The organism is Salinisphaera sp. G21_0 (genome assembly GCF_017744115.1).
Taxonomy (GTDB): Bacteria; Pseudomonadota; Gammaproteobacteria; order Pseudomonadales; family Endozoicomonadaceae; genus Endozoicomonas.
Window position 1 is genome coordinate 86985 of record NZ_JAGHQW010000020.1, and the last position, 12154, is coordinate 99138.

A 12154-nucleotide genomic window follows, 5' to 3' on the forward strand; every position below is an offset into this window, starting at 1 on the left:
AAGATAGCAGCTTATGAGAGAGTTACTGTGTAATTTGCGCCATTCAAACATTCAACAATGATAATCAGGAACTTCTTTTCATCATAATAGTCAGATCGAATAAAAGTTTACATTTACAGCATCCAGGTGGATAAAAAAATAATTTTTTTATAAGCGTCGAATTATGAATACCGTTGACTGTTGCAGTAGTGCTTTACCAGCGAAGAAACAAAAAAAAGATACGCAAACAGCGGTGTCCAGTTCATCTGATGATAGCGACAATCACTGGTTCATCACGGCTTCTGCCTTTTCCAATGTCGCTTCAGCCGAAGTTGGAGCGGGAGTAATACAGAAGGCATTTTCATCCACTGCGGGGTTACTGAAATCAACAGAGGCTAAACAACCCGGGCTACCTCGCTCTGTTGCTATTCAACCTTCTGCTGACCCTTTTATTGATGGTCCTTCCCGCCCTGTATCTGACCATCAACGTCAGTTGCTTGCCTGTTATTTACAGTTTCCAGATGAAATAACCAGTAAAGAAGAGTTTAACCAAAGGATGAAATTTTCCAGTTGGCTGAATAGAGCCTGGGTGCTTCAACATACCCGGACAGAGGTTCTGAAGAGTGTGCTGACGGCTGACCTGGTCAACGACTATGAATTGTATCTCCAGGATTTGCCTCCGGCTGCAATCACTGAAGCACTTGCCCGGGAGTGTCTGAAAAAAAAAATCGGGCTGGAGTGGTTTTATCAAAATCTCCCGGCCCGGTTGAAAACCCGTTCGTTTAATAAATTTTGCCTTCGGATCGGTGCTCTTCCAGTCAATATTGCCTCTGATTATGTCCGGTCAGTTCAGTTTCCTAATCTGGTGGCGACTTGTCCGGATACCCTGAAATATGTACCCCCCGAGCATCAAAATTATCCCCTGTGCCTGGAGGCGATCAAAAAAAATCCCAAATTAATTGAGTTTGTGAATCCTTGTGCGACGTTTTACCCCGAATTATGTTCAATGGCAGTACAGAAATTAAACTTTCTCTGCGACTCTATTTCAGAATCGGTAGCAGATCAGCTGATTGATCAATTGGGAATTACTGATTTGAAGGATATTCCCCGTTCTTTACGTACTTATCAGCGCTGCGTCAAGGCTATCAGGCAAACTGACCTGGTGAATCAGTTTGAATTTATCCCTCGCCAAATATTCCTGGAGCACCCGGAGCTGGCCAATGAGGTTTTTAACAAAAAATGGAGTTCTTCGCTCCTGCTGCAATTGCCTGATTCTGCAAAAACAGAAGATTTTTGCCGACGATATCTGGATAAATGGCCTGACTCCATTGCCGGATGCCCCCCATCCTTGATGCGTGCTCATCCTGAATGGGTCGAGAGGGCAGCAAGGGCAGGTGATACAGATGATTCTTTTCCTGAGTCGTTGCGAACTGCGGACTTATATCGGCGCATACTGAGAATCTCCCCCTCTAACTGCTCTGTGCCAGAAAAAAAATTTCAGGATCATCCCGATCTTCTGTTCCTGGCGGCCTGCAGTGGCTTATACTCCCTGAAAAAAATTCCAGCTCCCTTAAGAACCATGGACGTCTGTTGTTTGGCCCTTGAGGCTGTCGAGCCAAATTCAGAAACCATAAAGCATGTGCCTGAACCCCTTCGCCACCAGCTACCTTATGATTTATTGCTGGCCGTTGCCCCTCAATATCTCCCACAGGACATTCGCCAGGCAATGGTAGCCAGAGGGGATACCTGTATGCCATTGTCCTGCCGACAGCAGGGCAAGCCGATAATGCATCGATACATTTTGCTGGAACCGCTGGAGCAGCGACCTTATGATGAGCTAAAGTTTTCCAGCAGTATATTTTTGCAGAAAGCCTTATTAAGCAGTGCTCCGTTTGCCCTGCGCAACCTTGCCATGGGGCATGCGCTTCAGAAAGCCATTGAACAGCACTGTTGCCAGCAGAAACAGAGACTGCACCAGGCGCAGTTGCCAGTATTGACGAAGCCGTTATCCGCGAATTGTACTGTTTATGGGGGACGGGCGTTAATGATGAACACCCGTACGAAGATATCCCGCATGAAATTTCTGCGCTGCGGGGAGCCATTGAAAGATTTTTTCCGGGAAGAGGCAGTCCACCGTTTTGTCTGGAACCACCGCCGGCTTGGGGGATCGCTGAAAAGTGAAGTACCGAGGCCTGTCGGGTTGAAGCTGGTACCGGTTGAACTGATGCCTGAAGAAATTTTTGCCGACTTTCGTTCAAGGCTGGAAACGGTGGCGTTGGGCAGCCGGTGTTGTTATCTGATGTATCAATTCACTACACGCAATCAGGATTACAGCACACTGGCTCATCAGAAAGACCCTGACGGTAACAGCACCCGCGCAGAGCAGGGCTTGATTAAAGCCAGTTATGACTTGGGGGTGTGGAGCAGCCTGGGCGCAGTGCACACTTCCACGATTCAGGCGTACCATTCGTTTAAAGAGAACCGTCGAGAGCTGTTTCTCTGTTTTATGTTTAACAATGCCCGGGCATTTCCCGGAGCATTAACTGCCTGGGACAGCAAGGCTACTGATGAATCGGATTGGGGTTACTCCGGTTTAAGGGACATTGGCGATATGGAATTTTACCCCGGAATCACCAGCTATTTTGATGCCGCAGATACTACTGCTTTTATGCCACCAGGCTTTGATCAGCGTGCGGCATTCATGAACGCTTTTTGTGAAAATATGGTGGCAGCGGTGCTTCATTACGCCAGAATGCACCGGGATGACTCAGATTACCATTATAAGGATGCTAAAGGCCGGGCAAAACTCGGTGCTTTTATTGATCAGGCCATCGGGGCCTTTTTATCCGGCCTGGTCGGCAGGTCGGTGAAAACCGCAGAGTATTTTGAATCGCCGGAAATCTTTCAGCAATGGCTGGAAAAAACCACGGCAGAAACCACATTATGGACTGCCCGGCAGAATCTGAATTCTGATTGTTTTGCCCGCAGTATTAATGAAAACAGGTGTTATCCACCGGAAGTCTACCCGGATCAGAAAATTAATTTACGCCGATACCAATATCCAGAGGATTTCACCAGTAATGGCCAGGATAACCTTGGAAATAATCATGGTCAGTTTGGGTTGACACTGCTGATTCGGGGCCTTTATCAGGTCGCTGCGGTGCTGGCTGTTGAGCTGAGCAAAAATAAAGAAAATCAAAGACACCCAAGAATTTGACTAATCGGCCACACCATCTTTTTTCTTCTGAAGTCTCTTAAGAGCATTAAGGACATATTCTTGTCAAAACTCTGTCATTACTCAGTGGTTTATCGAGGCAGCACATTACTATCTCATTGCACAGGCTCATTTTGTGAGGAATGCAAGTCTCGCTAATGTTGTGGTTATTCAATGATCTAAACTCAGTTATTCATTAATCGTTCATGGAGAAAGCAGATGTCGATGAATGTTAATAATTTTTCAAGGAACTAACCGGAGTAGATGCAAGAGAAGCCATGGGTTATGCATTTATGACTTGAAATGGCACAAAAAAATCACCATTGCGAGGGAGCATTCAGGCTCTAATAAATTTGCCAGATCCAAGGGAACTTCAAATCAACCGCAGTAGGTCAGTTAAATCCTGGTCAGCCTACCATGAGTCTGTATCGGGCATGATCTGCCAGAAGGAAACAACCAAACCGGTGAACTCCTGAAAACTGGAGACTTGAATGGTGCGGCTGCACGGGCTGAAGCAAAATTCCCAAATACTTTTTTCTGTTTGCAAACGGCTCCTTTCCAGCCAACTCCCGTTTGCCGTCAACCCGAACAGAATCAGGCTGTCCGAATCCGTTTTAGGAACCACAGCCAGCAGGTAGCCTTCTTGATTGAAACCTACGTTTGTGACGGAAAATTCGATGCGTTGCCTGACCCACTCACCGGCGGGTTCAGCGCAAAGTTCACCAACAGGTTTACGCTGATAGATATCCGTATGGCCCGCAGGATCGTTAAACACAATGGTTTCACCGTTGGGACTGATTTTTGTCACGGACTCAGCCGGGAATGTCTCTGCCTTGCCCCATATTCCGGACGCCGCCTTGCGCCAGATTGTTACGCTCAACCGCCCCATTTGTCTGATGAATTCACAGGGGTCCGCAGAAAAATGAATCGTACCACCGCCGTATTCGTCCTTCTCCTGAACAGCGGGCAGCCATTGGTCGTCAGTATTTAATTCCCAGATATCCAAACTATATTCAGAGTTGAAGATCAGAAGCTGACCATCGGGGCTGAAATTGGGTTTAAGATAGTACCAATCAAATCGGTGCTTGCAGGTTTTAATAATTCTCTTTTTTTCACGCCACTGCCCTTCCGGATCAAGGGCCACAATGATGGCAAAGAAATAATCTCGCTCAATAGCATCTTCATCATCATGATCATCGTCAAAATATATGACAAAATGGCGGTTGTCCGGGCTGAATAACACTTTCAGAGGAAACTCACACAGGATCATTTCCTCCGCGTTGGATGTGAGTTTCAGGTCTTCAGCACGATCTTCAACCGTAATATTGCCCGTTTGTGACCAGGATTCATCGTCTGCCTGGCTCATTATCGTAAAGTATGCTTCATCATAAAGCACAAGATGTTTGCTGTCGGCACTGAACAGCAAATTACGATTATGAGGTGTATCAATGTTGCCTCTATTGACCCACTGGCCATCAGCACCATGACCGAGAATAGCACCCGTGTACCACGAGTTAAAACAGACCACTGACCTGGCATCAGGTGACAGGTATATCTTACTCATATGCTTGTCATTATGTTTAGGAAAAACGTCACCCGTTGTCAGTTGCTGTTGCTCAACCCACTCACCATTCCTGCATTCATAAACAGACAGTAAATGCTCTTCGCCGCTCCAGTAAGGGTAGCGATAAAGTTCCGACCACGTACCGGTTACCGATTGCGGGACAAATAAAATATGGTCGGCATGCTGATGAGCAAACCAGGCAAAATTATCGTGTTTGATTTCAGCTTTCCTGACCCAGTGACCATGATCCAGAGCCAGAATATCAGTGTAATTATCCGCCTTCCTATTGATGAGGATGGGAATATGATTACGCAGTAGTTTATGCGAATAGGGTTTAAAATTTATGCTGCCACTGGGTATAAGGTTCAGTGCAGTCCCATCAAGAATCTGCTGGCGCAAATGGTTGGCATAAAATGAGTAAAAAGCCGGGCCCAGTTGCGCAGGGAAGTGTCGAACAGAAAATATGGACAACGTCCTGAGGTGCTCAAGGAGTTGCTGACTGGACTGAATCATTGCCTGACACGAAGACTGCCTTTGCCTGGTCAGGGAGAGGAAGTAATGGACCTCTGTCAGGCCGCATGACCACAGACGATCGCCCGTTGTCGGCGATGCTTGCCCAAAATTATTGATATCGCTGATTGATAAATAGCTGGCGATTTTGGCGAACACTACCTGGGGGACGTGAACCCACCGGTGATCAAAGCGAGCCATATCACGGACTACTTCAGGCTTGATTTCATTGCCCGCTGTATCGACATCGGTACTGGTCTTTAACCCTGCTGTCGGTTGCATAATCTTAACCCCCCAAGGTGACTCAGGCTGTTCAGGAAAAATAGCAACAATCGCAACATCCCGGGATTAAATATCGACAGAGCCACTAAGGAGAAGCTGCATTTGTGGGTATCAACTTCTGCCCGGAATCTTGAGTGATTAATGATCAGCGCTATGCTGGTCATCGTTGCTGCTGTCTTCCGGCACTTCTTGTTCTGCTTTAAATGCTTCCATCTCTTTTTCCAGCGCTTCAAGGCGCTCACGGGTGTGCTTCAGAACAGCAATCTGGGTATCAAACTCATCACGGGTGACCAGCTCCAGTTTTGACAGGGCACTGCCCACCAGTGCCTTGATATTTTTTTCGATATCTTCCCGGGTCTGGCTTTTGTCACCGTTAAAGAGTTCACCGGCTTTGGCGGCGATAGTATTAATTAAGGCGGCTTTATCGATCATGGTTATCGCTTGGCTGATGGTCAGAAAAGAGAAGGATACCGCAATAGTAGCAAGGTAACGATCCGGAACTTATTATTGCTCAAATAAAGCAGTAATCTTCCCGGGTTTGATCACAATAAAGTCATTATCGGCAACGCCATACTGCTGTTTGGCGAGCTGCAAATCTTCCGGTGGTTGCAACATTGGCTCATTGGTCAGCATAAAGCTGCCCCAGTGCATCGCCAGCGACAGGCGTGAGCCAACATCGTTGTGGATATGCACGGCTTCTTCCGGATTGACATGGATCTCTTTCATAAACCAGCGTGGCTCGTAGGCACCAATCGGCACCATGGCCATATCCATGTAGCCGAAGTGCTCCCCAATGGCTTTAAAATCTGAACTGTAGCCAGTATCCCCGGCAAAATAAAAGCGTTTACCCGGTTCAGCTGCTTCCGCCGCCGCTTCAAATACCCAGCCACACCAGAGCGTTCGATCCGGAAATATTGAACGGCCACTGAAGTGCTGACAAGGCACTGCCGTGTATGTCCAGCCGCGATGGGTATGGGATTCCCACCAGTCCAGTTCGACCCAGTTAGCTATACCATGTTTGCTGAACCATTGGCCTAAACCCAGAGGCAGCATAAACAGGGGGGGATTGTCTTTTTGCTTTTTCTGAATGGCCAATACTGAGTTTCGATCGAGATGGTCGTAGTGGTCGTGAGAAATTACCACCACATCCACATGGGGCAGGGCAGCAATATCGATCGCCGGTGGCGAGTAACGCCTGGGGCCAGCCCACTGTACAGGAGACGCTCGTTCAGAAAAGTGTGGGTCGGTAATGATATTCATACTCTGGTGGCGAATTAAAAAGGTCGCATGACCAATCCAGCTGGTCAGGGATTTATCGGAATTCTCAAAGACCGAATAATCATCCTCAACCACCGGAATAGAAACCTTCTCTGGCAGGGCCTCAGTGATTTTCCATTTCAAGATGTTCCATAACGAGCGATGATGCATTTGCATAGCATCGTTATTGCGAAAGCCGCCATTCGGCAGATGATGTTTTTTTGAGCGATTCACCGCAGCTACCCATGTTATTTTGTTAATCAATTTAGCGCGGAGCAACACCCCGGACAAATTTAGGTATCACCGCACGGCCATAACTTTGTTTGCTGACAATGTTTAAATCGTCATCAAACACAAAATAGTCCATGCCTTCCCAATGAAACGATTGGCCAAACCGAAGTTTGATCAATGTGGCAATCAATTTTTTGGTAAACGACATGCCTTCTACTGGAAGCATATCGTGCTGGCAATACCAGGCAAAACTGGCGGTTTTCTTTTGCTCATCAATCAGCATGCTTTTTTCAATAAAAGTCAGTTTGCCGTACACGCCGCTGAAGGCAAAGTGAATGGCTTTACGCACCTGCTGTTTGCCACGGGCAGTATGGCCATTCATCTCCCGAAATTCACACTCATCGGCAAAATAGTTCATGACCTCATCCAGACGCTGATTGGAAAACGCATCATTAAAGGTGTGCAGTACATTGCGTATATCATTTGCCATCGGTATTTTTCCCAGCCTTATTATTTGCCAGTAGGATTTATCATATGCCGCCGGTTTGGTAAAGGCACTTTGCCGTCCGGCGCTGATTGGGCGTATCCCCGGGTAAGATACGCTCAGACTCATCTACTCAACTCGAAAAAATAACCAAAAAACCGGGGGTGAATACTGTGAAAAATGTGATTATCACTGACGATAGTAGTGATTTTTCTTATATGTGAGCAATCAATACAGATACTAAACGACAAGTGACAAACACTACTGATAAAATGGCCAAGCCTTTTCAGTGGACTGGCCAGGTCTGACTATTACAAGACTCTGTTTGTATAAACTCTTCTGCACCAAGTCTGGCTGGCAGGATTTATTGGTCTGTGCGCTGTTCTGGTGCGTAATTTTTGGGTAATAGTAAGTTTTTAGTGCGTCAAATGCGTGCGTACCCTGTTTCGGTACTTGTTTGAGTCCATGAAACCTTCAATCATGCCCATTTATGGTGATAGCTGAAAACTGGCACAGAGCCTGCTTGGACAGGAGTAACCATTCAACCAGTGCCGGGCAGGATGCCTGAAATCAAGACTGGCAGGGTTGGTTTTTCCTTTTACAGGCCCGGGAAATAAAACAGACGGTTGTAACACAAAGGGAAAAGCGTAGACTTTGGAAGCTGTCGCATCCAGGTCACCCCTCCCGGATGAATATTAAGTAGAGCCAGGAGAATAATGCATGAAGTTAGTATCAGCCATTATCAAGCCATTCAAGCTTGATGACGTGCGGGAAGCGCTTTCTGATATCGGCGTTCAGGGTATTACTGTGACGGAGGTCAAGGGCTTTGGTCGCCAGAAAGGCCATACCGAACTGTATCGCGGTGCCGAGTATGTTGTGGACTTTCTGCCAAAGGTAAAGATTGAAGTGGCTATCTCGGATGACCTGCTGGATCAGGTGATTGAAGCAGTTTCCAATGCCGCCAATACCGGCAAAATCGGTGACGGAAAAATATTCGTGACCTCTCTGGAGCAGGCTATTCGGATCCGTACCGGAGAGACTGGCATCGACGCTATTTAAGTGCCAGTCAAAGGCATGACTCATCAGCAGCCACTGATGACATCGCCGAGCAGTATCAGTGATATACAGCCTTGAGCTAAATACAGCCCTGAGCTGTAAAGAAAGATAAAAAAGATGTGAATTTTACTGGGAGGGGTCCCGTGGAAGATATAACTCAGCTGTCGTATGCGCTCGACACTTTTTATTTCCTGATGTGTGGTGCACTGGTCATGTGGATGGCCGCTGGCTTTGCCATGCTGGAAGCCGGTCTGGTGCGCTCCAAGAACACCGTTGAAATTCTGACCAAGAACATTGCCCTGTTTGCCATTGCCTGCACCATGTACCTGCTCTGTGGTTATCAGATCATGTATCCGGGGGCTAACGAAGGCGGCATCATGCCTCTGTTCGGCACGCTGCTGGGCACTGAGAACAGCGTCGAGTCGGTGCTGGGTGGTGGTGAAGATGCACCTTACTACTCTCTGCGTTCTGACTTCTTCTTTCAGGTGGTCTTCGTAGCTACTGCCATGTCCATCGTTTCCGGGGCCGTTGCTGAGCGCATGAAACTGTGGGCCTTCCTGCTGTTTGCGGTCTTTATGACGGGCTTCATCTATCCGGTACAGGGTTTCTGGAAATGGGGTGGTGGCTTCCTGAATGAAGCTGGCTTCCAGGATTTTGCCGGTTCCGGAGTGGTTCACATGGCGGGTGCTTCTGCTGCTTTGGCTGGTGTGCTGCTGCTGGGTGCCCGGAAAGGCAAGTATGCGTCCAACGGTGCTGTTAATGCCATGCCTGGTGCTAACCTGCCACTGGCTACTCTGGGTACCTTTATCCTCTGGTTGGGCTGGTTCGGTTTCAACGGCGGCTCTCAGTTGAAGATTGCCGATGTGGAAAATGCTAACGCTGTTGCCCAGATTTTTGTCAACACCAATGCAGGTGCCGCCGGTGGTGTTATTGCTGCACTGATCGTTGCCAGACTGTTGTTTGGTAAGGCTGATCTGACTATGGCTCTGAACGGTGCCCTGGCTGGACTGGTTGCCATTACCGCAGAACCGCTGACGCCAACTGCCCTGGGTGCAACGCTGATCGGTGCTGTTGGTGGTGCCCTGGTTGTCTTCTCTATCCTGGCGCTGGACAAACTGCGTATTGATGATCCGGTGGGTGCCATCTCTGTTCACGGTGTAGTGGGTATCTGGGGTCTGCTGGCGGTACCTCTGACCAACAGCGACGCTACCCTGGGTGCTCAGCTGTTGGGTATTGGCAGTATCTTCGCCTGGGTGTTTGGTGCTTCCCTGGTAGTCTGGGGTGTGATCAAGGTGATCATGGGGCTGCGTATCTCCGAAGAAGAAGAGTACGAAGGCGCTGACCTTACTGAGTGTGGTATGGAAGCGTATCCGGAGTTCACCAGCAAGTCTTGAGAAATGTAAGAACTGACATCAAACAACTACGTTGATGTCTGTCGGTTGATGAATAAGTTGTAAATCAACCGCATATAGTGAAAATAAAAACAGCATAAAGTGAAAAGCTTTTTTCATCATAACTTGTAAACCAACGACTCTGGTCTAACCTGATATCAGGTTACCAGAGTCGTTCAGTTATGAAACCACGCAAGCTTGGAAAGTCTACCAAAAAACACATCTATGGCTTCAATAGTATAAAGTCGGGAAAGCACTTCAGAGTTGAGTCGGGCAACGAGTTTGGTGCTTGTTACCATCTCGAATATCTAAGTTCCGTCGCTGCCTTTGAAGCCCAACCCCTTGGATATCAATATCAGGAATATCGCCGCAAAGGCAAGTACACGCCTGATTTCAAACTTACAGATCAGCATAATAAAGACAGCTACCTTGAAGTAAAACCTGCAGACAGGGCTTCCACATATAAGTTTCAAGATACTTTTGAGTGTAAGCAAAAAGCGGCTGAAGCAATGGGTGTACCGCTGACTTTGCTGAAAGATTCAGATATTAAGCGTGAGCCACTTCTGCGGAATTTAAGGCTTTGCACAAATACAGAACTGACTCTGAATTGACTATCAAGCACTGCGAGATATTAGAAATTTTTAACCGCTATCAGCAGCTATCTATCTTTGATGTCAGTAAAGTCTTATCTATAGACAATAAGGTTTGCTACCCGATTATTTATGACCTTTTAGCCAGAGGAGCACTAACTCCAGTTTGCAGCCTTGATGACACACCTTTAACCAGCAACTCGTTAATTCAGAAAACACTATGAACCGCTTTATTGAAGGTGCAAAAGTTCGGATTGAGTCCTTGGAAGGAAAGACTCATGAGTACATTCTTGCTTCCCGGGAAGGTGAAACTTTTCAGCTGGATAGTTTGCTTGTTGAGAGCCGAACCATAGAATTAACCTTGCAGGAATTGCAAAGCGTCTTGTCCAAAGGCAGGCTTACTTTCATCCACTCATCGGAAGATGAAGACAAAAAGTTAGCAGCAGATTTAATGTCCTTCCCTGAAGAAGTAAGGGCTGAATCACTTCGGCGATATAAATATGTTACAGGTCTTATAAATCGGGGCGTTCAATATTGGAGTCCGAATTACATTGAAAACCTGATACCCGATATCGCAGTTGAGCTTCAGGACCCAAAGCCCCCAAGCTGGTTAACAATATGGCGTTGGCACAAACAGTACGTTCAGGCAAACTATTCAATCTTAGGCTTGTATCCTGCTAACCGTAAAAAAGGAAATAGAAAAAGTCGCCTGAAAAAAGAAGTCGATGAATGTATACAAAAAGCCATTACCTATTATCAGAATGAGCTCCGTCCTGATGCAAAGGACGCATATGATCGTTTGGAAGAGTACATCGTTGAAGCTAATAGTATTCGTCACGAAGATGATAAGCTGGTCATACCCAGCTACAGAAGTTTTCTTGGACGTCTGGAAAAAGTTGCACCGTATGAAATAGCCAAAAGCAGACGCGGAAAGCGAAAAGCTGATATCGAATACAATAGTGTGAAAGATGGTGTCGTGACAGAAAGAGTCATGGAAAGAGTCTGCGTTGACCACACCAAACTTGATTTGTTCGTAATCGACTCCGAAACTCTAATCCCTCTTGGCCGTCCATGGCTTACTCTTGCAGTCGATGAATATTCAAGATCTATTGTCGGTGCATATATTTCATTTCGTGACCCTGATTTTATTGTTCTGATCAAATTGATAAGGAATATTCTTGAAGATAAACAGTATATAAAGGAAAAATACCCATTCATCGAGAATGATTGGGCTTGTTATGGGTGTCCAGAGGTATTTGTTTTGTAAGCGCCAATTTAACCAGCGTAATAGCCAACCCTACCAGATCAGCTTATTCTTGAGATGCCTTCACTGCCCAGGGTAGAAGCTGCTCCAGTTTCTCAACCGTGTCCGCATAAGGCAGCTCTTTTAAAATGTGGTTCAGGTATTCGAAAGGCTCCAGGCCATTGGCTTTTGCACTTTCGATCAGGCTGTAAAAGATGGCGCTGGCTCTGGCACCTTTTGGTGTATCAGCAAAAAGCCAGTTCTTGCGACCAAGAGTAAAGGGGCGAATAGCATTTTCCGCCGCTGCATTGCTGATATTCAGGTCGCCATCTTCACAGTACACGACCAGTTTT

At 46.8% G+C, this 12154-nt stretch carries 10 protein-coding genes; 5 read left to right on the forward strand and 5 right to left on the reverse strand.

Going from position 1 to position 12154, the window contains the following annotated elements:
- Window positions 1–232 precede the first annotated feature (232 nt).
- Complete coding sequence (locus J7439_RS11220) at window positions 233–3196, forward strand: hypothetical protein (RefSeq protein WP_209201905.1); 2964 nt, start codon at window positions 233–235, stop codon at window positions 3194–3196.
- 409 nt (window positions 3197–3605) lie between these two features.
- Here J7439_RS11220 and J7439_RS11225 read toward each other — a convergent pair whose 3' ends face one another.
- From J7439_RS11225 to J7439_RS11240, 4 genes are all read right to left on the reverse strand, one after another.
- The gene (locus tag J7439_RS11225) at window positions 3606–5549 is read right to left on the reverse strand and encodes a hypothetical protein (RefSeq protein WP_209201906.1); all 1944 of its coding nucleotides are present in this window, start codon (window positions 5547–5549) and stop codon (window positions 3606–3608) included.
- A gap of 138 nt (window positions 5550–5687) precedes the next feature.
- Window positions 5688–5981 (reverse strand): accessory factor UbiK family protein, encoded by a 294-nt coding sequence (locus J7439_RS11230; protein WP_209201907.1) that lies wholly within the window; start codon window positions 5979–5981, stop codon window positions 5688–5690.
- A gap of 72 nt (window positions 5982–6053) precedes the next feature.
- Entirely contained in the window at window positions 6054–7040 is a 987-nt protein-coding gene (locus J7439_RS11235) for an MBL fold metallo-hydrolase (protein WP_209201908.1), read from the reverse strand.
- 31 nt (window positions 7041–7071) lie between these two features.
- Window positions 7072–7527 (reverse strand): YybH family protein, encoded by a 456-nt coding sequence (locus tag J7439_RS11240; RefSeq protein ID WP_209201909.1) that lies wholly within the window; start codon window positions 7525–7527, stop codon window positions 7072–7074.
- 714 nt (window positions 7528–8241) lie between these two features.
- On the opposite strand from J7439_RS11240, the gene glnK reads away from it, so the two are divergent.
- From glnK to J7439_RS11260, 4 genes are all read left to right on the forward strand, one after another.
- On the forward strand, window positions 8242–8580 hold the full coding sequence (gene glnK, locus J7439_RS11245) for a P-II family nitrogen regulator (RefSeq protein WP_101744935.1): 339 nt from the start codon (window positions 8242–8244) through the stop codon (window positions 8578–8580).
- A 140-nt stretch (window positions 8581–8720) separates the two neighbouring features.
- Window positions 8721–9971, forward strand: a complete 1251-nt coding sequence (locus J7439_RS11250; RefSeq protein WP_353623046.1) for an ammonium transporter AmtB — start codon at window positions 8721–8723, stop codon at window positions 9969–9971.
- A gap of 179 nt (window positions 9972–10150) precedes the next feature.
- Window positions 10151–10579, forward strand: a complete 429-nt coding sequence (locus J7439_RS11255) for a TnsA endonuclease N-terminal domain-containing protein (RefSeq protein ID WP_209201910.1) — start codon at window positions 10151–10153, stop codon at window positions 10577–10579.
- Window positions 10580–10778: 199 nt separating this feature from the next.
- Complete coding sequence (locus J7439_RS11260; RefSeq protein WP_209201911.1) at window positions 10779–11825, forward strand: TnsB C-terminal domain-containing protein; 1047 nt, start codon at window positions 10779–10781, stop codon at window positions 11823–11825.
- Window positions 11826–11868: 43 nt separating this feature from the next.
- Here J7439_RS11260 and J7439_RS11265 read toward each other — a convergent pair.
- Window positions 11869–12154, reverse strand: a 286-nt coding sequence (locus J7439_RS11265) for a transposase domain-containing protein (protein WP_209201912.1), incomplete at its 5' end; no start/stop codon positions are given.

Coding starts and splice junctions, on each gene's coding strand:
- J7439_RS11260 (WP_209201911.1), top strand. CDS start 10,779: ATGAACCGCTTTATTGAAGGTGCAAAAGTTCGGATTGAGTCCTTGGAA.
- J7439_RS11225 (WP_209201906.1), bottom strand. CDS start 5,549: ATGCAACCGACAGCAGGGTTAAAGACCAGTACCGATGTCGATACAGCG.
- J7439_RS11255 (WP_209201910.1), top strand. CDS start 10,151: ATGAAACCACGCAAGCTTGGAAAGTCTACCAAAAAACACATCTATGGC.
- glnK (WP_101744935.1), top strand. CDS start 8,242: ATGAAGTTAGTATCAGCCATTATCAAGCCATTCAAGCTTGATGACGTG.
- J7439_RS11230 (WP_209201907.1), bottom strand. CDS start 5,981: ATGATCGATAAAGCCGCCTTAATTAATACTATCGCCGCCAAAGCCGGT.
- J7439_RS11240 (WP_209201909.1), bottom strand. CDS start 7,527: ATGGCAAATGATATACGCAATGTACTGCACACCTTTAATGATGCGTTT.